We start from the raw sequence: 21,131 nt of genomic DNA on the forward strand, positions 1-21,131 counted from the left end.
CGCGCCTTTGAAATCTGCGAAGACTACCCAGCCCTTCGCTTAAACTCAGGGCGTTCGGCGCTCGAAACGATCCACTGGATCGTTTCGTCGGCTGTGCCGACCGCTTCTTACCCCCAACCCTCCCCGCAAGGGGAGGGAGAAATGGCTCAAAACGCTTCGGCGGCGAGTTCCATCATCGTGTCGGCGCCGGTTTCGATGCGGGCCCTGCGCAATGCGGTTTCCGGCATCACGCGCTCCATGAAGAATTTCGCCGTGATCAGCTTGTTCTTCAGATAGTCCTCCCTGGCGTCGCCGGCGGCAAGACGCTCGTTGGCGGCTTTTGCCATGCGCGCCCACATATAACCGAGAACGACAAGGCCGAAGAGGTGCATGTAATCGGTGGAACCGGCACCAGCATTGTCGGGCTTGGCCATGGCGTTCTGCATGAACCACATGGTCGCGCCCTGCACGTCGTTCAAGCCCTTTTTCAGGTGCTTGGTGAAGAAGCTCAGTTGTTCGTCATTGCGGTTTTCCTCGCAGAAATCGCCGATCTCCTTGAAGAGCGCCATGGCGGCGCGGCCGCCGTTCAGCGCCAATTTGCGGCCGACGAGATCGAGCGCCTGGATGCCGTTCGCCCCTTCATAGATCATGGCGATGCGCGCATCGCGCACATACTGGCTCATGCCATGCTCTTCGATATAGCCGTGACCGCCGAAGACCTGTTGAGCCATGACGGCATGATCGAAGCCCTTGTCGGTCATCACGCCCTTCAGGATCGGGGTGACGAGGCCGAGAATATCGTCGGCCGTCTGGCGCTCCTTCTCGTCGGTGGCGCGATGGGCGATATCAGACTTGAGCGCGGTCCAGAGCAGGAAGGCGCGGCCGGCTTCATTGAAGGCGCGGATGGTCATCAGCGAGCGGCGGATGTCGGGATGGACGATGATGGGATCGGCCTTCTTGTCCGGCGCCTTCACGCCAGACAGCGAGCGGCCCTGGATGCGATCGCGGGCGTAATTGGCGGCGTTCTGATAGGCGATCTCGGAAATGGCGATGCCCTGCAGGCCGACCATCAGGCGGGCCTCGTTCATCATCACGAACATGGCGTTGAGGCCGCGGTTTTCGGCGCCGATCAGGAAGCCAGTCGCCTCGTCGTAGTTCATGACGCAGGTGGCGTTGCCGTGGATGCCCATCTTGTGTTCGATGACACCGCAGGAGACGGCATTGCGGGCGCCCGGCGCGCCGTCCTTGCCGACAAGGAATTTCGGAACGATGAAAAGCGAGATGCCCTTGGTGCCCTCAGGCGCGCCTTCGATGCGGGCCAGCACCAGGTGGATGATGTTGTCGGCCAGGTCATGCTCGCCGGCAGAGATGAAGATCTTTTGGCCTGATATCCTGTAGCTGCCATCCGCCTGCGGTACTGCCTTGGTACGCAGCATGCCGAGATCGGTGCCGCAATGCGGCTCGGTGAGGTTCATGGTGCCGGACCAGCTGCCGTCCACCATCTTCGGCAGGTATGTGCTCTTCTGCTCGTCGGTACCGTGGACGAGGATCGCAGCGATAGCGCCTTGCGTCAGACCCGGATACATCATCAGCGACATATTCGCCGCCGAAGTATATTCGCCGACGGCAGCGTGCAATGTGTAGGGCAAGCCCTGGCCGCCGAATTCCTCCGGCACGGCAAGGCCGATCCAGCCGCCTTCGCGATAGGCCTGATAGGCTTGCTTGAAACCCTTCGGCGTCGAGACCGTACCGTCGTCGTGGCGCAGGCAGCCTTCCTGATCACCGGGATAATTGAGGGGAAACAGGACTTCCTCGGCCACCTTCGCCGCCTCGCCCAGAATGGCCTCCACCATGTCAGGCGTGGCATCGGCAAAACCCGGGAGATTGTTGTAGCGCTCGAGACCCAGCACATCGTTGAGCACGAAGAGCGTGTCGTTCACCGGGGCCTTGTAGACTGGCATCGTTCGAATTCCTCCAATTCGGCAACCGGATCGCTCCGGCCTTGAGACTCTCTTACAAAATATTGACGTTTGCGTAAACGTCAAATTCCGCATGCGCGCAATTTTGTGAAGTGGGTGGAGAGGGCCAACCATGCAGCGCCATTTCGCCTCAGCGGGAATAGTGCGTTGCTTCTCCGGCTAAGCGCGCTACACTCCTCTTGCGACTTTGGAGAAGCCTGGGAGGAGCTGTTTCATGAAGAGAGCGTGGCCTGCGGAGTTCAATTCCATTTTCGATACGGCGGAGGAAGTGACCATCGAGCCCCTAACAGTCGAGCCGGTCAACGGCGAACGGCTTGTTGCGCATGACGAGCCTCCGGTTCTGCGCAAGGCGCTGAGAGTGCGTATTCCCATGGAAACCTACGAACGCATCTGGCCGCTGGCAGAGATGCGGTTCCGGCCGGGCGAAGGTCCCTACGCCGGCAAGGCGGTGACACTGATCGCCACCAACCCGCACTATCACCCCTGGCACCCTGCCGATGGCGGCAGCGAGGAGAAAGTCAGCGATAGCGGGCGGCATTACAAGATCGATTATCTGATCGTGCATTTCCTCTTAGATGAGGTGCGCGAAACCGTAGCAGCCTGAGCTAACCGCTTGAAGGCAGGACAGCTCCCGGAATAGGCTTGCGCAAGCAAAGTCCATTCGGGGAGCCAGGCCTTGAGCGATTTCGATATCATAAGGCGCCGTGCAGAAGAGAGAAAAGGCGGAGCCGATGCGCTGAAAGCGATGCTGCCGGCCATGCCTGACCATGAGGCGTTGCGCGCGCTGCCCGATGATCGCATTCTTTCGCAGATGACCCGGCGCATCTTCTACAGCGGCTTCGTTCACAAGGTCATCGACAATAAATGGCAGGGCTTCGAAGAGGCTTTCGATGGCTTCGATCCTGCCGCCCTCAACATCGCTCCCGACGAATTTTGGCATGGTCTGACTGTTGATGACCGCATCGTCAAGAACGGCGCGAAGATCATGTCGGTACGCGCCAATGCCGCCTTCGTGCGCGAGCTTGCGAACGAGGCCGGCAGCGCCGGCGCCTTCTTCGCCGATTGGCCGCGTGAGGATCTTATCGGCCTGCTCGAAGTGCTCACCAAGCGCGGCAGCCGGCTGGGCGGAGCCACGGGTCAATATTTCCTGCGCGGCATCGGTCGCGACTGCTTCATCATGACCACTGATGTGCTGGCCTGCCTGAGGGATGCGGGCGTGCCGCTGTCTTTATCCGGAACCGGCAAGAAGGACCAGCAGCTGATCCAGCAGACCTTCAACCGCTGGGCCGCGGAAACGGGCCTGCCGCTTGCCTATCTCTCGCGCATCTGCGGGCTTTCGATCGACACGCCCGAAGAATGAAATATTTCCGGCCAGCGGTTTTTTGACGGGCAGCGACTGCCTACCTCTCCAAAAGGCTCATCCTGAAGGAGAAGATCATGGCCGAGTTTCCCTATCGCAGCGCGCTGATCGTCGGCGCCGGTTCCGGCATCAGCGGCTCGCTTGCCCGCATGCTTTCAGAGCGCGGCGTGAAAGTGGGCCTTGCGGCGCGCGATATCGGCAAGCTCGGGCCGTTGATTGAGGAAACCGGAGCCAAGGCGTTTGCAACCGATGCCTCGCAGCCGGCGGCGGTTTCCGCCCTGTTCGAACGCGTGGATGCCGAGATCGGAGAGCCTGATATTGTGGTCTACAATGCCAGCGGCCGGGTGCGCGGGCCGATTGCCGAACTGGATCCTATTGAGGTGGAACAGGCAATCGCCACAAGCGCCTTCGGCGGCTTCCTCGTAACCCAGCAGGCGGCAAAACGCATGATCCCGCGGGGACGTGGCGCGATCCTGCTGACGGGGGCGACGGCCAGCATCAAGGGCTATGCGCAATCGGCGCCCTTCGCCATGGGAAAATTCGCTCTGCGCGGGCTGGCCCAAAGTGCCGCCCGTGAACTCGGGCCGCTCGGCATCCATGTGGCGCATTTCATCATCGATGGCGGGGTACGATCGGCAGTGAGACCCGACCGGGAAGACAAGCCTGATGGTACGCTTTCGCCCGATGCGATCGCGCAGTCCTATATCGGCGTGCTGCTGCAGCACCGCAGCGCCTGGTCGCAGGAGGTGGAACTGCGGCCCTGGACGGAAAGTTTCTGATCCGGCCGGCGCGGCATATGCGCTTTCCCGAAGGCGCTGAAACCGGTAGGATCTGACTGGCTTCGAAAGCTCGGGAGGGAACGATGCTGCGCCTGGACCATGTGACGATCGATACCCGCAATGCGCCTGTCATGATGGGCTTTCTGGAAAGCATTCTCGGCGTGAAGGAAGGCTATCGGCCACCCTTTTCCACGCCGGGCCACTGGCTTTATCTCGACGACCAGCCGGTGATCCATCTGAGCCTGACGGAGCGCGAAGGCGACTTTCCGCCCGGCATCTTCAACCATGTGGCCTTCAGCCTCTTCGAATTCGAACCGGCGCTCGCTCGCATCAAGGCGAGCGGCTATCGCCACGAATATTACGATATTCCGGAAACCGATCTCGGCCAGGTCTTCGTCTATGGCCCCGAAGGCGTGAAGATCGAGCTGCAATACAAACGGCCGATCTGACGATTTCCATCAGTGGAAACGCGCCAAAAAAGCAAAAGTTAAAAAATTCTCATCCGGGTTAACGAGTTCTTTACCACGTTTCGTAAAAGGTGCGCGGTGAGCATTGGCGATCTGCATTCCTTTTCTTTGTCTCGCGTTTCAGGAGTGTCGCCGAAAGTCTATCCAGCTTGAGGAAAGTCTAATTGACTATTTCCTTATGGATGGCGCTCTCCGACGTGTGCCCCGGTACGCTTCGGAAAAAGCAATGATCGGGCCCAGATCGGGCAATCGAAGCGAGCAAGAACATGAACGGATCGCGATCACATTCTTCCCGGCATTCCGACAGGACCTCGCTCGACGCGTTGAACCGCACCATCGAAGGGCTGGAGGCGCGGATCGAGGGCCTGATGGGCAGCGGGCGCGAACAGCGGCCCCGCAATCCGACGCCCGAACGCGATCCCTACGCCAGTCCCTATGCGCCGCGCGCGGCCGATCCGCTTGCGGAAATCCGCCAGCGCCAGCGCGCGCTCGACGCTACCAGAGAGAACCGCGAGCGCGCCTATACGCGCGAAGCGGCACCGGCCCTTCTGCGTGAACCGGCTCTCGCGCCTGCCCCGCAGCGCTCTCCGGCGCCGCAGCCGGCGGCACCCGCCTTCCGCGCCTCCGACGATACGATGACCGAAATCGCCCAGGCGCTCGTCAATCTGCGGCAGGACCTGAAGCGCGATATTTCCGAAGGTGTCACGCGCGAGATGAATGCGCTACGCACGGAACTGCGCGAGATCAAGACCGGCGCGCAGGACCGGCATTTCGCCGACGACATCCGCGCCGACATGGGTCGTCTGTCACAGAGCATTGCGCAGCTCACCAGCCGCTCGGCCGGACCGGAGGCTACCGGCCTGCGCAACGAATTCGAGGAGCTGCGTTCGTTGATGGACGGGCTGGCGCGTGAAGATTCGATGCGCCACATGGAACAGCGCTGGGACAATGTGGAAAACCGCCTGGCAGAGCTCGACACGGCCGGACTGCAGGGAGAGCTCGTGTCGCTCGCCTACCGGCTTGACGACATCAAGCGGCATCTCGGCGGCATGGGCGAAAGTCCGGCCGTTCGTGCGCTGGAAGACAAACTCATCGCGATTGCTTCGGCCGTCGAGCAATTCGGCAACATGATCCAGCCGCACGACCGGATCATGTCCGAACAGTTCGCCGCCATGGACACGCGGCTCGACGAAATCAGCCGCGCGATCGCCGCCAGTGGACGCACTGCCACGGGTAACGACCCGGCACTGATGCAGCGGCTGGAAAACCGCCTTTCCGCACTTGGCGACCAGATCGAGCTGATGGGACGCGCCGCTATGAGCCGGCCCGGTCCAGCTGACGACATGGCAGGCCGGCTGGAAGCGCTGACGGCGCGCGTTGAAGACCTCGCCAATACCGAAGCGACTTCACGTCTCGACGAGCGGCTTGAGCACCTTTCCTATCTGCTCGAACGCACGCAGAAGGCCGCGCCGCAGCCGGACCTGACCGGCACGCTTTCCGACATCTCCCGCAAGATCGATGCGCTGGAAAGCGGCTCGGTTAATGATGCGCTCGCCAAGCGGCTCGACTATCTCGCACGCCGCATCGACGAGATGGAAATCCGCCCCGCCCCGGCACCTGTTATCGACGACAGCGCCTTTCAGCGTCTCGAAGGGCGGCTCAGCGACATCGCCGCGCGGCTCGAAGAAAGCACGGCGGCCGCGCCGACTGACACGCGCGCGCTGAAGAACCTCGAAGATCAGATCGCCAATCTCTCCGAACTCTTGAGCGCACCACGCGAAAACGCCGAAGTGTCGGCAAATCTCGACCGCCGCATGGGCGCGATCGAAGATTATATCGCGACGAACGACGAATATATCATCGAGGCAGCGCGACAGGCGGCAGAAGCAGTGGTCGATGCTTATTCGCGCAATGGCGGAGCGCAGGGCGCTGCGCCTGCAGCAGCCGACATGTCGGCCCTGGTCGCGCTTGCCGAAGATCTGCGGCATCTCGAAGATCTGAGCCGCGACGGCGAAGAACGCACCCACAAGACCTTCCAGGCCCTGCACGAGACTTTGGTGCATATTGCCGACCGGCTGGATACGATGGAAGAGCGGGTTCGCCCGGCCGCCCGGATACCGGCGGCAGAAGTCGATTTCGACGTCGATCCCTACGCACTGGTCGATGCAGCCCGGGAGCCGGCTAAAGCTCCGGTGATGCAGGCGCCGAAGGCTTCGCCTGTGCTGCGCACGGCCGCCATCGCCGAAGAGGCGGCGCCGCGTATGCCGGAAGCGGCATTGGCCGACAGCACCAGCGCGATCGCCATCGACGCTACCAGCCAGCTGGAAAAGCCAGTCGTTCCCGCCAAAGGCAGCCTGCTCGCAAGCCTTGGCCGCAAGCTGATGCCCGCGCGCAAGACGGAAGAAAAGGCGGTCACCGAGCGCACAGTCATCGATCCCGCTCCGTCGATCGATCCCGTCGACGTGGTACCGACTGAGGCGGCAAACGAGCTGCTGGAACCGGGCTCGGGCGCACCTGATGTGAAGAAGATCCTGGAGCGCGTGCGCGCCAGCCAGAACGCCCAGCGCGGCAAGCCGGCCACCGAAAACGATCGGGCCGACTATATAGCCGCTGCGCGCCGCGCCGCGCAGGCTGCCGCCATGGAGATCGACAGCAACTCAAAGCCTGCGACGCGCGCCGAGCGCCGTGCCGGCAAGCCTGAAAAAGCTGGCAAGGGTGGCGTCTTCTCGCGTTTCCGCCGGCCGATCCTGCTGGCAGTCGGCGCCGTACTGCTCGCCATCATGGCCTTCCCGCTTGCCCGCACGCTGACGACGGGCGAAAAGGCCCCGCCGCCGGCTGAAGTCTCGGCCCTGACCGGTGCGACCGAAACGCCGCCGGCCAACATGGCGGCCCCTGCGCCGATTGTACCGGAAGCAACCGCGCCGGAAATCGGCGCTCAGGTGCCGGCGATGACGCCGGAGACAACATCTCCCGAGGCGGCCGCTCCCCCAGAGCCGCAGGCGGCGACACCCGACCACCTGACCGATGTAGCGCCGCTTGACGGCGAAGGAGCCGAATCCTTCGACCAGGCACCGGCACAGGAGACGTCCGGCTTCGTTCCGAACGCGCCCGCCGCACCGGCAGCAACGACGCTGGCAGCTCCTGCTGCTGCCTCCATCATCGTTCCAGACACGATCCAGCCGCAGCCGCTCGCCGACGCGGCACGCAACGGCGATGCGCTGGCGCTTTTCGAGATCGGGGCGCGCTACACCGAAGGCCGCAACGGCCTTGCCGCCGACCAGAAGCAGGCCGCGAGCTGGTACCAGCTTTCCGCCGACAAGGGCTTTGCGCCGGCGCAGTACCGTCTCGGCAGCATGTATGAGAAGGGCAATGGCGTCGCTCGCGACGTGCAGAAGGCCAAGGCCCTCTACGAACAGGCTGCAGCCCAGGGCAATGCCAGCGCCATGCACAATCTCGCCGTACTCTACGCCTCCGGCGCGCTCGGCCAGCAGGATTATGCGACGGCCGCCTCATGGTTCCAGAAGGCAGCCGACCTCGGCATCACCGACAGCCAGTTCAACCTCGCCATCCTCTGTGCCCGCGGCAATGGCGTGCCGGCGGATCTGGAAGAATCCTACAAGTGGTTTGCGATCGCCGCCAGGGCCGGTGACAAGGACGCCGCTCAGAAGCGCGACGAAGTGGCGAATGCCATGAAGCCGGACCAGCTCGAACGCGCCCGTGCCAAGGCCGACCTCTGGAAGCCGCAGCCGCTCGACAACAAGGCGAACGGCATCGAGATTCCGGACGCATGGGCGAGCGGCGCTGCGCCGAAGACGGCAACCGTCGACATGAAGAAGGCCATCCGCAACATCCAGGCGATCCTCAACAATAACGGATTCGACGCCGGCCCGCCGGACGGAGAGATGGGCGCCAAGACGGTGACCGCCATCAAGAACTTCCAGAAGTCGATCGGCCAGGAGCCGACCGGCAAGGTCAATGACGAGACGGTGAAGGCGCTTCTGGAGCGCAACAAGCCAGGCGCCAAGGCCATCTAAGACAACCCGGCGGCACCCTGCCGCAGGGCTTTGCACCTTTCGCGCCGACCGTCACAAAACCTGAAAAAAGCCGGATTATGCGGGACATATCGGGACTCGCATCCAGCTGACCATGGCTTTTTTCCTTCGAAAGCCTCTGGCAACGATTTGACAGTAGGATGCGCCATTCGAATGGGGACATGAGAGTGCCGCCCCGGCAGGAGCGGCAATAATCGGGGTCGGCTGTGACAATCTATCTGCCCATCGCAGAATTGTCGGTGAACATCTTCATCATTCTCGGCATGGGGGCCGCCGTCGGTTTCCTGTCCGGCATGTTCGGCGTTGGCGGCGGCTTCCTGATCACGCCCCTCCTGATCTTCTACAACATCCCCCCGGTCGTCGCCGTCGCGACAGGCGCCAACCAGGTGGTGGCTTCCTCGATATCGGGGGCGATCACACATTTCCGGCGCGGTACGCTGGATGTGAAGCTCGGTACGGTGCTGCTTGTCGGCGGTCTTTCGGGCGCGACGGTCGGCATCTGGATTTTCTCGTTGCTGCGCGCCATCGGTCAGCTCGACCTCTTCATCTCCCTGCTTTACGTCGTCTTCCTCGGTACGGTCGGCGGGCTGATGCTTTGGGAAAGCGTCAACGCCATGCGCCGTGCCGCCCGTAACGAAGCGCCTGCCCCACGGCGACCGGGCCATCAGCACTGGGTGCACAAGCTGCCGCTGAAGGTGCGATTCAAGAAATCGAAGATCTATCTCTCGGTGATCCCGATCGTGACACTCGGATTTTCGATCGGCATCCTCACCTCTGTGATGGGTGTCGGCGGCGGCTTCATCATGGTGCCGGCGATGATCTACCTGCTGCGCATCCCGACCAATGTGGTCGTCGGGACCTCGCTCTTCCAGATCATCTTCGTGACCGCCTATACGACGATCGTGCAGGCGGCGACCAACTATTCGGTCGATATCGTGCTCGCCTTCTTCCTGATGCTCGCCGGCGTCATCGGTGCGCAGTATGGCGTGCGCGTCGGCCAGCGGCTGCGTGGCGAACAGTTGCGCGCTCTGCTCGGCCTGCTGGTTCTTGCCGTCGGCCTGCGCCTTGCAGTCGCACTGGTCGTGACACCGGAAGACATCTATTCGGTGGTCATGGGAATGGGGAACTGATGCTTCGGCTCCTCCTGCTCCTTGCCCTTCTCATGCCTGTCGCCGCCTCGGCACAGGTGCTGCTGCCCGGACAGGGAACGACGCGGGCAGAGCGCGAGGGGCTGGAAATCGGCACTTCCACCAGCGAAATCGCCATTACCTCCGATTTCCGCGGCGCGGATCTGACGATTTTCGGCGCGGTGACGAATACCGACGACCTGCTGCTCGCCATCGGCCAGTATGATGTCATCGTGGTTCTGGAAGGCCCGCGCGAAGACGCCACGGTGCGCAAGAAGGAGCGGGTCTTCGGCATCTGGATCAATACCTCGTCAATGACCTTTGCCGACGTACCGCATTCCTATTCGATGTCGAGTTCGCGCTCCATCGATGACATCACGACGCCGCTCGACCTGACCGGAGAGGGTATCGGCATCGACCATATTCCGCTGCGGCCGATCGATTTTGCCGGCAACTTCAACAGTCTCAACGAATTCCGCACCGCCTTCAGGCGTCTGCAGCAGTCGGGCGGGCTTTACGAGCGCGATCCGAGCGGCGTTCGTTTCGTCTCCTCCAACCTCTTCAAGGCAAGCCTGCGGCTGCCGGCCAATATTCCGAACGGCGTGCATACGGTGCGTGCCTATCTGTTCAAGAGCGGGAAGTTCGTGACGCAGAAATCGCAGCCGCTACGCGTCATCAAGACGGGCATCGAGCAGACGATTACCGATGCGGCGCATGAGCAACCGATTTTCTACGGCTGCTTTGCGGTGTTGCTGGCCGTGCTGACGGGATGGGGCGCCAGCCTGATTTTCCGCAAGGATTGATCGGGCGGAGGTCCGCCGTCGCGGCGATGACTTTCAAATGGGCTTTTATCAAACGTCCGGGGACGATGACGTACCCGGTGGGCGGACGCTTGTCCCGATGCCTGCCATAGCCACCATTCAAAGTCTTCTTGCTCATAACCGCTTGCATTTCACTATCAGTCAAGCTAATTTCAAAACCAGTTGCTTATGGCAACTGGTTTTGAAGAACATGGTCCAAGGAGGATGAGATGAGGAAGCTTGTTGTCTGGAACCTGATGACGCTGGACGGTTACTTCGAAGGGACGAAGCCGTGGGATATCGAGTTTCACAATCTGGCCTGGGGACCAGAGCTCGAGAAATATGCCGAGCAGTTCGGTGAGGAAGGCGACCTTTTGGTCTTCGGCCGCAAGACTTATGAGGGCATGGCCGCCTACTGGCCGAGCGCGGAGAGCGAAGACAAGATCAAGGCCTATATGAACGGCATCGCCAAGATCGCCGTCTCGCGGACCATGGAAAAGGCGGACTGGAACAATACGCGCGTCGTCAATGATCCGGTGTCCGAGCTGAAGCGGCTGAAGGAAGAAGATGGTAAGACGATCTTCGTCTTCGGCAGCGCCGAGCTTGCCGATACCCTGTTGAAGGCGGAGTTGGTGGATGAAATCCGCATCTGCCTCGTGCCCGTTATTCTCGGCCGCGGTAATCCGCATTTCAAGCCTGCGGATGCGCAGCAGACCCTGAAACTGCTCGACTCGTCTGTGACGAAGAGCGGCGCGGTGATCCTGCGCTATGAGCCCGTCAGGGCAGTCTGATCATTTGCCTTTACCGGCTGCAGCCACCAAGGCTGCGGCCGCTTCGCCTGCCGTTTCCATATAGGTGGGATCGCGATGCAGGAGCACGGCGGCAAAGGAGCCGTCGAGCAGCAGAACGACCTGGCGGGCGAGCTTTGGCGCCTCGACAAGATGCTGCTCCTCGAAGAGAGCAGCGAGCCATTGCTCGACATTCTTCTTATGCGCGGCGCCAACCTTGATGGCGGGATGGCCGGGCATATTGGCAAGTTCAGCCGAGGTCCTGAGATAACCGCAGCCCTTCCATTTCGGATGCCGGGCCGAGCGAGCAAGATTGTCGAATATACCCTTCACCTTCGCCGCCAGATCCCCATCCGTTTCCGCAAACCAGCGCCGATAGACCGCAAGATTGGGCTGATCGCGGGTTTCCAGATAGGCGGTGATCAGGTCGTCCTTGCTGTCGAAATGATAATAGAGGGTGCGCTTCGTGACATCGGCTTTCTCCGCCACGGCATCGACGCTCACGGCCCGGATGCCTTCGCTGTAGAACAGTTTGGCGGCGGCGGTGACGATGCGTTCGCGCGTGTCGGAAGCGGATTTGACCATGTCGGCAATGTATACCGACTAGTGAGTATCCTCAACATCAACTGTCGCCTACTGTCCCGGCCAAAGTGCAGGCAAGGGAGAGATATATGTCGGCTGCAAGAAAACGGAGGAAGAGCGACCTTGCACGGGAGGCAGAAGCTGTCGCGATCGGCTGCCGTGACGGCGTGGAACTTCGCGGCCATCTCTGGAGTGCAATCAGCGACCGCAACAATGGCAGCGTCGTCATCAATCCGGCAACCGGCGTCGCGGCACACTATTATCACTACTATGCGCGCTTTCTCGCCGAACACGGCTTTGACGTGCTGACCTATGATTATCGCGGCATCGGCCTGTCGCGCCCGGAACGGTTACGCGGCTGCGGCTATCGCTGGCGGGACTGGGGTGAACGGGATTTCGATGCGGCGCTGCTTTTCATGGAAGGCCAGCGGCCCGGCCAGCCGCTTTTCGTCGTCGGACACAGTATCGGGGGCTTTCTGCCCGGCCTTTCGGTGCATGCCGACCGCATCACGCGCATGCTTGCAGTCGGCGCGCAATATGGGAACTGGCGAGACTATGCCCCCGCGCACCGCTGGCGGCTGCTCCTGAAATGGCATCTTTTCATGCCAGCGACGACCTTGCTGTTCGGCTATTTTCCAGGGCGGCGTCTCGGCTGGCTCGAGGATCTTCCGAAGGGCGTTGCGCTCGACTGGGCGTTCCAGCGGGGGTGGATCGACCCTCATCCATCGGCTGCCGAAAGAGCCGGTGCGTCGAAGCCCTTTGAGAGTTTTCATGCGCCAATCCTGAGCCTCACCGTCACCGATGATGAGATTGCGACTGTCCACGCTATCAGGCGCGGTCTTTCCCATTATCGCAACGCAAAGGTGGAAGAAGTGCTGCTGACGCCGGAAGATCTTGGATTTCCGAGGATCGGACATTTCGATCTTTTCCACGCCCGCCACGCCGCCGGCTTCTGGCTCGACACTCTGCTCTGGCTGCGGGACGGCACCAATCCCTGGCCTGGTAAAAAGCCATCGGAACATCTCGTATTCGCATAAAAACCGCTCTTTAACGTTTACGAGTTAGTAATCTCTCGGAAACGAGAGGTTTGTAGCATGCGTACTCGTATCGTGCTCGCGGTCATCGGGCTGGCCCTGCTTGCCGGCTGCGCGACAGCGCCCCGCCAGACGAGAAATATCTGCGCCGTCTTCGATCAGAAGGATGGTCTCTTCACAAGCTGGCAGGGTGCTGCGGAGCGTGCGGAGAAGAAATACGGCGTGCCGGTGCCAATCCTGATGGCGACCATGTATGTCGAATCCGGCTTCCAGCCTTATGCGCGGCCGCCGCGCACGAAACTCTTCGGTTTCATTCCCTGGACGCGGCCTTCGACGGCCTATGGCTATTCGCAGGCGCTGAACGGGACCTGGGACCACTACCAGTCCGAAACCGGCAACTGGGCCGCAACGCGTACCAACTTCGCCGACGCGATCGATTTCATCGGCTGGTACCACTACAGCAACAGCCAGGCGACGGGTATTCCGCTCAACGACGCCTATGGTCTCTACCTTGCCTATTATTCCGGTCCGACGGGATACAAGCGCGGCGACTGGCGCAACAATGGTCAGCTGCAGCAGACGGCGCAGAAGTTTGCGCGGATGGCCGGGACCTATCAGCAGCAATTGCAGGGATGCAATTGAGTTATTCCCTTCTCCCAGTGGGAAAGGGGGAGGTGTCAGCCCCGCAAATTGTCGTACCGGACCGAATAGATCCTGTCACGCCCGAGCAGATGAGCAATCAGCGACGCCTTGTCGAAGAGACCCTTCATAGCCTTGTGGCCGAGGTCGAGACCACCGCTCATGACGCCGAAGGCGGGCATCAGCAGGCGGGCGCCGTCCGTGGCGAAGCAGGGACGGCGAACGGATTTTTCGCGGCGGCGGACGGTGGCTGCGGGATGCAGATGGCCGGCGATTTCACCCTTCTGCAAGCCATCGCGCGGCTCATGACGGAAGGTCAGGCCGGCATAATATAGCTCGTCCGAACAGGTGCCCGGCAGGTCGACGGTGCCGTCAGGGTCGTGATTGCCGTTGATCCAGATCCATTCGCGGCCGCGGGCCATTTCGACGATCAGGGTGCGGAAGGCATCCGGCAGGTGCCGCGAGCCGACACGGTCGTGAAAATTGTCGCCGAGCGAAATGACGATTTTCGGGTCGTAGCGGGAGATGACGGCTGCGAGCACGGTGAGCGTCGCCAGCGTATCGTAAGGCGGCAACATCATGCCGCGGCGGGCAAAGGCCGCCCCTTTTTCCAGATGCAGGTCGGAGACGACGAGAATGCCGGCATCCGGCAGATAGAGCGCGCCAAGCGGATCGCAGACGGCCGCAACACCGTGAATGGCGGTTTCGACGCCCGGTATTGCGGCAAGGCCAGTCATGTCGCGCGCGAGCGCCAGGCGGTTCATCACTTCAGTCATTCCAAGTTTCAGGCCAAGTTCTTATGCCATCGCCTCGGCGATCAGATCGTCGGCGGCTTCGGCAAGCAGGGCGTCATGAGCCTGACCCGGTACCGATTCCCGGCCGATTTCCAGCATGACCGGCACGGCGAGCGGCGAAATATGATCCAGCGCCCGGTGGGTGATGTGGCCCTTGATTCGCCTCAGCATATCGCCAAGGCGGGAAATATCCAAAAGACCGGTCGAAGCATCTTGCCGTGTTGCCTGCAGCAGGATGTGATCGGGCTCGTGGGTGCGCAGCACATCATAGATCAGGTCGGCGGAGACGGTGATCTGCCGGCCGGTCTTTTCCTTTCCCGGATGGCGCCGCTCGATCAAACCTGCGATCACGGCACAATTGCGGAAGGTGCGCTTCAGAAGGAAGGATTCATTCAGCCAGGATTCCAGATCGTCGCCCAGCATGTCCTCATCGAAGAGATCGGAAAGACTGAGGCGGCCGTTGGCGATCATCAGGCCGAGATCTTCAAGCCCCCAGATGGCAAGGGAATAATCCGTTGCGACGAAACCGAGGGGTTTAGCCCCTGTCCTGTCCAGACGGCGGGTAAGCAGCATGCCGAGCGTCTGATGTGCGAGCCGACCTTCGAAGGGATAGATGACCATGTAACCGCGGCTGCCGCGCGGGAAGGTTTCGATCAACAGCTCGTCGCGTTTCGGCAGGAGAGATTTTTCTTTCTGCAGTGAGAGCCAGTCTCGCACCTGATCCGGCAGGCGGTGCCAGCGGTCGGGATCATCGAGCATCGAGCGGACCTGATCGGCAAGGTAGGTCGAGAGCGGGAACTTGCCGCCGGCATAGGAAGGGATTTTCGGATCGAAGGAATAGGCCTGGCTCACCAGCGCCTCGTTTTCCCGGATGCCTTCGAAGCGGAGCACCTTGCCGGAGAAGATGAAAGTATCGCCCGGTGCAAGCTGTTCGAGGAAATATTCCTCGACCTTGCCTAGCACTGCACCCGGACGGCCAAGCCTGCCGCCGTCGCCGCGTTTGGCCATGCGGATGTTCAGCATCGGATCCTCGACAATGGTGCCGAGGTTCAGGCGATATTGCTGGGCGACCTGCGGATTGGAGACACGCCAGCGGCCTTCCTTGGTCTTGCGGATGCGGGCATAACGCTCATAGGTGCGCAGGGCGTAGCCGCCGGTCGCGACGAAGTCGACGACACGCTCGAATGTCTCCCATGGAAGATCGGCATAGGGCGAGGCGCTGGTGATCTCATCATAGAGTTCCAGCATGTCGAAGGGTTCGGCGCAGGCCATGCCGAGCACGTGCTGGGCAAGCACATCGAGTCCACCGCGGCCGACGGGGGGCGTATCCTGCGCGCCGATGTAATTCGCATCGAGTGCTGCCTGGCACTCCATGACCTCGAAGCGGTTGGCGGGGACGAGGATCGCCTTCGACGGTTCGTCCATGCGGTGATTGGCGCGGCCGATGCGCTGAGCAAGGCGCGAGGCGCCCTTGGGCGCGCCGACATGAATGACCAGATCGACATCGCCCCAGTCTATGCCGAGGTCGAGGGTCGATGTGGCGACGACGGCCCGCAGCCGGTTGGCGGCCATCGCGGCTTCAACCTTGCGGCGCTGGGCAACGTCGAGGGAACCATGATGGAGCGCGATCGGCAGATTTTCCTCGTTGACCGTCCAGAGCTCCTGAAAGAGCATTTCGGCCTGCGAGCGGGTATTGACGAAAAGCAGCGTCGTCTTGTGATCGATGAGCTGTCGATAGACATCCGGGATCGCATATTTGGCGGCATGGCCGGACCAGGGGATGTGCTCTTGCGTATCGAGAATGGAAATCTCGGGCTTTGCGCCGCCTTCGACGAGCACTAGGCCGGCATGGCTCTCCGTGCCCTCCTCCTGTGCCACCAACCATTTCTGCAAATCCAGGGGTTCGGCAACGGTGGCAGAGAGCCCGATGGTCCTCAAATCGGGTGCAAGCCTGCGCAGCCGAGCAAGGCCGAGCGAGAGCATGTGCCCACGCTTTGAGGTGACGAGCGAATGCAGCTCGTCGAAGATGACATATTTCAAATCCTTGAAGAAGCGTTCGGCCTCCCGGTTTGCCAATAACAGGGCGACCTGCTCCGGCGTCGTCAGCAGGATGTCCGGCGGGTTGAGCTTCTGGCGCTGGCGCTTGGCGTTCGGCGTATCACCGGTGCGGTTCTCGATCGATATCGGCAAGCCCATCTCGGTGACGGGCTTCATGAGATTGCGCTCGATATCAACGGCCAGCGCCTTCAGCGGCGAAACGTAGAGCGTGTGGATGCCCGTGAAGGCCGAGCCAGGCGGGATCTTGCCACGGCGTGTGAGGGCGGTCAGCGACGGCAGAAAGCCGGCGAGCGTCTTGCCGGCGCCGGTTGGCGCAATCAGCAGCGTGCTCTCGCCGGCTTCGGCACGGGCCAGCAATTCAAGCTGGTGGGCGCGCGGGCGCCAGCCCTTTTCCGCAAACCAGCGGAGAAAGGGTGTAGGCAAGGCAAGGCTGGTCTCGGCATCGATCTGATCCACGGGGCAAATGTAGTTCAAACGCGGACGAATAGAAGCGGTATTGACTCCCCAGCATAATCGTGGATAAATAATATCCATGATTAAAGGAGATCGGCTGTGAAGCTTGGTGACGGCGTCGAACAGAGCATTCATTGCACGGCGGTACTATCAGGGCTTTCGGCGGGCGGCGTGCTATCGGCCGCAGCCCTCGCCGAATATCACGGCGTATCGACGAGCTATCTGCTGAAGCACCTGCAGGCGCTTTCGGGAGCCGGAATTCTGGAGACAGTGCCGGGGCCGAAGGGCGGTTACCGGCTGGCGAAGAAGCCGGAAGACATTTCGCTGCTCGATATCGTGCTCGCGGTCGAAGGGCCGGCGCCTGCCTTCCGCTGCGCCGAGATCCGCCAGCGCGGCCCGAACCCGCTGCCGCAGCGCTATTTCACCAAGCCCTGCCAGGTCACGGCGGCAATGCTCAGAGCCGAGCGCGCCTATCGCGCCGAACTCGCGAACACCAGCATCGCCGACATTCTGTCCGAACTTTCCGCTGATGATGACGGCGGGATCGCAGCCAGAGGCTGCGCCTTCATGGAAATACATGAAAGAAAAGTGGCTCGCTGAGCCCCTAACACAAACCCCAACCCAAGGAGAAATACCATGCAAGCACGTTTCAACTTCGGCAAAGCCGCTCCGGATGCCTATAAGGCCGTCGTCGCTCTGGAGCAGTATGTGCAGGAATCCGGACTGGATAAGCGCTTCATTCACCTGATCAAGCTTCGTGCCTCGCAGATCAATGGCTGCGCCTATTGCGTCGACATGCATTCGAAGGAAGCGCGCCATCACGGGCTTTCCGAACAGTGGATCAACCTGATGTGCGTATGGCGGGAATCGCCGGTTTACGACGCCCGCGAACGCGCGCTGCTCGGCTGGGTCGATGCGGTGACGAAGATTGCAGAGACTGGTGCGCCGGATGCCGATTACGAAGCCCTGAAGGCGCATTTCTCTGAAGAAGAAATGACCAAGATCACGGTTGCAATCGGCACGATCAATATCTGGAACCGGCTTGCTGTCGGCTTCCGCAGCCAGCATCCGATCGATGCGCCGCAGAAGGCAGCCTGATAGATTCTGCCTATAGGGAATTCATCCCAGCGACCGACCCGAAGGTTTCGGGTCGGTTGATTATACGGTCACCCGTGATCAGTCGTGGCCCGTGCGGCAACGGCTCCAGGCCATTTGCCCGAGAGGTCGACGCTGTTGAATATGTCGCGAACGACCTTGGCGATTTCCTCTGCAGAAGAACCCTTAGCGTATTCTTCCTGCATGCGGCGTCTGACAAGCTTTTCCAAATCTGACATAGCTCACTTCATCATATCCGGCGCGAGGAGAAGTGTCGCGCCAGGACCGATCACGGGCAAGTTACGTTTTGTTTAGAATGGCTTACGGATTTGTAAGGTTAGAACTGCCCCAAAGCGTGTCGCCATCCTTCAGATTCGCCTACCACGCCTTAGGCTCTTGTCTTCGCATGTCTTTATCGCAAAACAGCTGCACGGTTTTGCGCGAGATGCTTCAGAGCGCGATGTAGCGGTCGGCCCTGTGGTTGACGGCGACGAAGAGGTTGAGGACCACGGCACCGAGCACGGAATAGAAGACGACCGGCGGCGTGGTGACGAAAAAGGCGGCGGCCAGCACGCACATGTCGATCACAAGCTGCACGAGGCCAGCGCGGATGCCGAAACGCTCCTGCATATAGATGCCGAGAATGCCGACGCCGCCGAGGCTGGCGCGATGGCGATAGAGCGCCAGAAGGCCGTAGCCAAGCAGCAGACCACCAAGAAGAGCCGCCCAGGCCGGATGAATGGCGGCGATCTCCATAACCTTCGGCTGCAGGCTGGTGAGAAGCGAGGTCAGGCCGATAGCGATGAACGTCTTGATCGTGAAGGCCATGCCAAGGCGCCTCCACGAGAGATAGAAGAAGGGCAGGTTGAGCAGGAAGAAGGCGAGGCCGAAATTCACGCCGAAAGCATAGTGCAGCAGGAAGGCAATGCCGGCGGTGCTGCCGGTGAGAAGCCCGGCGCTGGCGAGTACATAGAGACCGAGCGCGGAAACGAGGCTGCCGGAGAATATGCCTTGCACATCCTCGACCGGCGTGTGACGCGTCGCAGTGGTGTTCCAGAAACCGAGGGCACTGATGAGCTGGCTCATGACGCGATCTCCAATAGCGGCGGCTCCGGACAGGCCGGAGGAAGAGGAAATGTAAGGGTGGATGCGGTGCGTGCTGCGCTTTGGGGGCGCGTCGCTTCTCCCGGAATGGCCGGATTATCAGGCCTTGCAAGGTTGCGCGCAAGCGAAATACGTAAGTAATGCTGACCTATTTTAAAATCGCAAGAAATATGCGTTCAGTCGGTCTTGCGCGTAAGGAACAGAATGCCCGAAACCGGTTTGCCGCCATCTTTGCGAATGGTGGTTTTGACGATGTCGACGATTTCGAGACCGTGCGCCGCTGCCAGCCCTTCGACATAGGATTGGGAGTGGGCATAACGCAGTGACGGCGCCAGGCTGAAGCCATCGCCTTCGCCGCCATCCTCGACCGAAAAGACAAAATCGGCGCCCGCTATGGCGAGGTCGTCGAGGATCGCAAAGACGCTTTCCAGATTGCCGAGATACATCAGCACGTCGGCGGCAGTGACGAGATCGGCGCGGTGCCGCCCGCCATCGGCAAAGAGACCGGAGGCTTCGGGCGCCAGCGACAGGTCTGCCTGGGCGAGGTGGTCGTAGATATGCTTTTCGGCAGCCTTCGCCAGCATGTTCTGCGACAGGTCGAAACCTTCGAGCTCCGTGACTTGGGCGCGGATTTCAGGGCCGAGCAGGCCCGTACCGCAGCCGAGATCAACGGCACGCCGATAGTGCCTTCCGGTCGACGCGACGAGCGCCGCAAGTTTCTGCGGAACGGAATAGTCCAGCTTCTCGACGAGCGAGGTCTCGAAACGATCGGCATAATCGTCGAAGAGGCGTTCAACATAGCGGCTTGGCGGCTGGGCCGGCGTCTCAGTGTCGCCGAGCAGAGCAAGCTTGAGGCTCGAGCCGAAAACATCCTCGGGATCGAGTTCCAGCGTACGGCGATAGGCTTCGACGGCGGCATCCGTTTTGCCCACCTTTTCCTGGTAGGTGGCGAGGCGGTACCAACCTGCAGCCCATGCCGGTACCAGTTCCAGCGCCTGTTCCATCAGCTCGGCGGCGGCATCCGGCTCGCCGCCCTCATCCAGCATCCTGGCGTAATCGGCACGGCGGTCGGCGATGACATCGCCGGATGAGAGCTGGCTTGGCTGCATGATTAGACCCTTTGGCTGGCGGCATTTGGCTTCGGCCACAAAAAAACTCAAGTCCTATTTCAGAGGCGGTGCTGTCTTGGCGGAAAAGGCTTGCGGGCGAATCGCCGCGACCGTATCTCAAGGCAAACAGGAGATGGCGCATGTCCGATCAGGTGAACAGGTTCCTCGGCGATTCCATTGGCCGCACGATCATCAAACTTTTGGTGGTGTCGCTGATCGTCGGCTTCGTCATGGCCATCTTTGGGCTGACCCCCTGGGAACTTATCTACAACTTCCGTGATTTCGTGATCCATCTATGGCGGCAGGGCTTCTCTGCGCTTGGCCGCGTCGGCGACTATCTGATCCTGGGTGCGACCATCGTCATCCCGATCTTCATCATCATCCGTCTTTTCAGCTATCGCAAATAACATGAGCTCAATCATCCTTTCACGCCGCGGCCTGCTGCAGCTTTCAGGTCTTGCACTGGTGGCCGGCATTGCCGGCTGCACGACGACCCCGAAACTTGCGACCACGCCTTCCAATGCCGCAGACGAGACGGCTTCTGCATTACCGCTCGTCAACCAGCTTCGCGCCAAGAACGGCCTGCCGCCGCTCAGCGTCGATCCGCATGCAAGTGCCGCCGCGATCTTCCAGGCCAAGCGCATGGCAAGTGCGGGCAGGATGAAGCATCTGATGGGCATGACAGACAGTTTCGGCGCCCGCGTGAAGGCAAGCGGTGTTGCCCTGCCGGCCGCCGAAAACATTGCGTCGGGCCAGCAGAGCGTCGACGCGGTCGTCGCTGCCTGGATCAATTCCCCCCACCATCTGGAAAATATGCTCGGACGCTATAGCGGTCTCGGCGTTGCCGTTGCACATAATACGTCTTCCAAGAATCTGCCCTATTGGGCCATGGTGCTTTCCAGCTGAGGCGATTCCGCCTCTCTCCCCAAGAG

Annotated in this window: 21 protein-coding genes; 14 read left to right on the forward strand and 7 right to left on the reverse strand. The window is 61.2% G+C overall.

The genetic code is table 11. The annotated features are described in order from the left end of the window. Positions 1–146: 146 nt before the first annotated feature. A complete protein-coding gene (locus tag AC1DTN_RS01210) occupies positions 147–1,940 on the reverse strand; it encodes an acyl-CoA dehydrogenase C-terminal domain-containing protein (protein WP_477919638.1) in 1,794 nt (597 codons plus the stop codon). Between the two features lie 232 nt (positions 1,941–2,172). On the opposite strand from AC1DTN_RS01210, the gene AC1DTN_RS01215 reads away from it, so the two are divergent. From AC1DTN_RS01215 to AC1DTN_RS01250, 8 genes are all read left to right on the forward strand, one after another. Beyond that, positions 2,173–2,562 carry a hypothetical protein gene (locus tag AC1DTN_RS01215; protein WP_477919639.1) on the forward strand — a complete coding sequence of 130 codons (390 nt, stop codon included), beginning with the start codon at positions 2,173–2,175 and terminating at the stop codon, positions 2,560–2,562. 72 nt (positions 2,563–2,634) lie between these two features. Next, complete coding sequence (locus AC1DTN_RS01220; protein WP_477919641.1) at positions 2,635–3,318, forward strand: DNA-3-methyladenine glycosylase I; 684 nt, start codon at positions 2,635–2,637, stop codon at positions 3,316–3,318. A gap of 77 nt (positions 3,319–3,395) precedes the next feature. Further along, positions 3,396–4,097: an SDR family NAD(P)-dependent oxidoreductase gene (locus AC1DTN_RS01225; RefSeq protein ID WP_477919643.1), complete on the forward strand. Its 702-nt coding sequence runs from the start codon at positions 3,396–3,398 to the stop codon at positions 4,095–4,097. Positions 4,098–4,180: 83 nt separating this feature from the next. Further along, positions 4,181–4,546, forward strand: coding sequence for a VOC family protein (locus tag AC1DTN_RS01230; protein ID WP_310378970.1), 366 nt, complete (start codon positions 4,181–4,183; stop codon positions 4,544–4,546). Positions 4,547–4,830: 284 nt separating this feature from the next. Further along, positions 4,831–8,598 carry a peptidoglycan-binding protein gene (locus AC1DTN_RS01235; protein ID WP_477919644.1) on the forward strand — a complete coding sequence of 1,256 codons (3,768 nt, stop codon included), beginning with the start codon at positions 4,831–4,833 and terminating at the stop codon, positions 8,596–8,598. Positions 8,599–8,822: 224 nt separating this feature from the next. Next, positions 8,823–9,746: a sulfite exporter TauE/SafE family protein gene (locus tag AC1DTN_RS01240; RefSeq protein WP_113322951.1), complete on the forward strand. Its 924-nt coding sequence runs from the start codon at positions 8,823–8,825 to the stop codon at positions 9,744–9,746. Continuing rightward, complete coding sequence (locus AC1DTN_RS01245) at positions 9,746–10,546, forward strand: TIGR02186 family protein (protein ID WP_477919646.1); 801 nt, start codon at positions 9,746–9,748, stop codon at positions 10,544–10,546. The genes AC1DTN_RS01240 and AC1DTN_RS01245 overlap by 1 nt, the downstream gene beginning before the upstream one ends. A gap of 227 nt (positions 10,547–10,773) precedes the next feature. Then, entirely contained in the window at positions 10,774–11,334 is a 561-nt protein-coding gene (locus tag AC1DTN_RS01250; protein ID WP_310378978.1) for a dihydrofolate reductase family protein, read from the forward strand. On the opposite strand, the gene AC1DTN_RS01255 is transcribed toward AC1DTN_RS01250, so the two are convergent. Further along, the gene (locus AC1DTN_RS01255) at positions 11,335–11,916 is read right to left on the reverse strand and encodes a TetR/AcrR family transcriptional regulator (protein WP_310378980.1); all 582 of its coding nucleotides are present in this window, start codon (positions 11,914–11,916) and stop codon (positions 11,335–11,337) included. A gap of 86 nt (positions 11,917–12,002) precedes the next feature. On the opposite strand from AC1DTN_RS01255, the gene AC1DTN_RS01260 reads away from it, so the two are divergent. Then, complete coding sequence (locus AC1DTN_RS01260) at positions 12,003–12,950, forward strand: alpha/beta hydrolase family protein (RefSeq protein ID WP_477919648.1); 948 nt, start codon at positions 12,003–12,005, stop codon at positions 12,948–12,950. Between the two features lie 57 nt (positions 12,951–13,007). Then, a complete protein-coding gene (locus AC1DTN_RS01265; protein WP_310378984.1) occupies positions 13,008–13,589 on the forward strand; it encodes a transglycosylase SLT domain-containing protein in 582 nt (193 codons plus the stop codon). A 35-nt stretch (positions 13,590–13,624) separates the two neighbouring features. Here the strand turns inward: AC1DTN_RS01265 and pdeM are convergent, their stop codons facing one another. Beyond that, positions 13,625–14,362, reverse strand: coding sequence for a ligase-associated DNA damage response endonuclease PdeM (gene pdeM / locus AC1DTN_RS01270; RefSeq protein WP_477919650.1), 738 nt, complete (start codon positions 14,360–14,362; stop codon positions 13,625–13,627). Between the two features lie 21 nt (positions 14,363–14,383). Further along, a complete protein-coding gene (locus tag AC1DTN_RS01275) occupies positions 14,384–16,894 on the reverse strand; it encodes a ligase-associated DNA damage response DEXH box helicase (RefSeq protein WP_477919652.1) in 2,511 nt (836 codons plus the stop codon). A 96-nt stretch (positions 16,895–16,990) separates the two neighbouring features. Here AC1DTN_RS01275 and AC1DTN_RS01280 point away from each other — a divergent pair, with 96 nt between their 5' ends. Both AC1DTN_RS01280 and AC1DTN_RS01285 read left to right on the forward strand, forming a co-directional pair. Then, positions 16,991–17,491, forward strand: coding sequence for an RrF2 family transcriptional regulator (locus AC1DTN_RS01280; protein ID WP_439014036.1), 501 nt, complete (start codon positions 16,991–16,993; stop codon positions 17,489–17,491). Between the two features lie 36 nt (positions 17,492–17,527). Continuing rightward, entirely contained in the window at positions 17,528–17,989 is a 462-nt protein-coding gene (locus tag AC1DTN_RS01285) for a carboxymuconolactone decarboxylase family protein (RefSeq protein ID WP_113322942.1), read from the forward strand. A 68-nt stretch (positions 17,990–18,057) separates the two neighbouring features. Here AC1DTN_RS01285 and AC1DTN_RS01290 read toward each other — a convergent pair whose 3' ends face one another. The 3 genes from AC1DTN_RS01290 to AC1DTN_RS01300 form a co-directional block, all read right to left on the reverse strand. Next, positions 18,058–18,225, reverse strand: a complete 168-nt coding sequence (locus tag AC1DTN_RS01290) for a hypothetical protein (RefSeq protein WP_310380111.1) — start codon at positions 18,223–18,225, stop codon at positions 18,058–18,060. A gap of 211 nt (positions 18,226–18,436) precedes the next feature. Continuing rightward, positions 18,437–19,072, reverse strand: a complete 636-nt coding sequence (locus tag AC1DTN_RS01295; protein ID WP_477919655.1) for a YitT family protein — start codon at positions 19,070–19,072, stop codon at positions 18,437–18,439. A gap of 194 nt (positions 19,073–19,266) precedes the next feature. Next, entirely contained in the window at positions 19,267–20,199 is a 933-nt protein-coding gene (locus tag AC1DTN_RS01300; protein ID WP_113322955.1) for a methyltransferase, read from the reverse strand. Positions 20,200–20,339: 140 nt separating this feature from the next. Between AC1DTN_RS01300 and AC1DTN_RS01305 the strand changes: the two genes are divergently transcribed. Then, positions 20,340–20,606 carry a DUF6460 domain-containing protein gene (locus tag AC1DTN_RS01305; protein WP_007821228.1) on the forward strand — a complete coding sequence of 89 codons (267 nt, stop codon included), beginning with the start codon at positions 20,340–20,342 and terminating at the stop codon, positions 20,604–20,606. A gap of 1 nt (position 20,607) precedes the next feature. Then, positions 20,608–21,105: a CAP domain-containing protein gene (locus AC1DTN_RS01310; protein WP_477919657.1), complete on the forward strand. Its 498-nt coding sequence runs from the start codon at positions 20,608–20,610 to the stop codon at positions 21,103–21,105. Positions 21,106–21,131 lie beyond the last annotated feature (26 nt).

The sequence above is a fragment of the Rhizobium sp. 01T444 genome (assembly GCF_056398305.1).

Excerpts from the sequence above, each read along its gene's own strand:
- AC1DTN_RS01210 (WP_477919638.1), bottom strand. The coding sequence starts at position 1,940 with ATGCCAGTCTACAAGGCCCCGGTGAACGACACGCTCTTCGTGCTCAAC.
- AC1DTN_RS01215 (WP_477919639.1), top strand. The coding sequence starts at position 2,173 with ATGAAGAGAGCGTGGCCTGCGGAGTTCAATTCCATTTTCGATACGGCG.
- AC1DTN_RS01225 (WP_477919643.1), top strand. The coding sequence starts at position 3,396 with ATGGCCGAGTTTCCCTATCGCAGCGCGCTGATCGTCGGCGCCGGTTCC.
- AC1DTN_RS01230 (WP_310378970.1), top strand. The coding sequence starts at position 4,181 with ATGCTGCGCCTGGACCATGTGACGATCGATACCCGCAATGCGCCTGTC.
- AC1DTN_RS01235 (WP_477919644.1), top strand. The coding sequence starts at position 4,831 with ATGAACGGATCGCGATCACATTCTTCCCGGCATTCCGACAGGACCTCG.
- AC1DTN_RS01245 (WP_477919646.1), top strand. The coding sequence starts at position 9,746 with ATGCTTCGGCTCCTCCTGCTCCTTGCCCTTCTCATGCCTGTCGCCGCC.
- AC1DTN_RS01250 (WP_310378978.1), top strand. The coding sequence starts at position 10,774 with ATGAGGAAGCTTGTTGTCTGGAACCTGATGACGCTGGACGGTTACTTC.
- AC1DTN_RS01255 (WP_310378980.1), bottom strand. The coding sequence starts at position 11,916 with ATGGTCAAATCCGCTTCCGACACGCGCGAACGCATCGTCACCGCCGCC.
- AC1DTN_RS01260 (WP_477919648.1), top strand. The coding sequence starts at position 12,003 with ATGTCGGCTGCAAGAAAACGGAGGAAGAGCGACCTTGCACGGGAGGCA.
- AC1DTN_RS01265 (WP_310378984.1), top strand. The coding sequence starts at position 13,008 with ATGCGTACTCGTATCGTGCTCGCGGTCATCGGGCTGGCCCTGCTTGCC.
- pdeM (WP_477919650.1), bottom strand. The coding sequence starts at position 14,362 with ATGACTGAAGTGATGAACCGCCTGGCGCTCGCGCGCGACATGACTGGC.
- AC1DTN_RS01285 (WP_113322942.1), top strand. The coding sequence starts at position 17,528 with ATGCAAGCACGTTTCAACTTCGGCAAAGCCGCTCCGGATGCCTATAAG.
- AC1DTN_RS01290 (WP_310380111.1), bottom strand. The coding sequence starts at position 18,225 with ATGTCAGATTTGGAAAAGCTTGTCAGACGCCGCATGCAGGAAGAATAC.
- AC1DTN_RS01295 (WP_477919655.1), bottom strand. The coding sequence starts at position 19,072 with ATGAGCCAGCTCATCAGTGCCCTCGGTTTCTGGAACACCACTGCGACG.
- AC1DTN_RS01300 (WP_113322955.1), bottom strand. The coding sequence starts at position 20,199 with ATGCAGCCAAGCCAGCTCTCATCCGGCGATGTCATCGCCGACCGCCGT.
- AC1DTN_RS01305 (WP_007821228.1), top strand. The coding sequence starts at position 20,340 with ATGTCCGATCAGGTGAACAGGTTCCTCGGCGATTCCATTGGCCGCACG.
- AC1DTN_RS01310 (WP_477919657.1), top strand. The coding sequence starts at position 20,608 with ATGAGCTCAATCATCCTTTCACGCCGCGGCCTGCTGCAGCTTTCAGGT.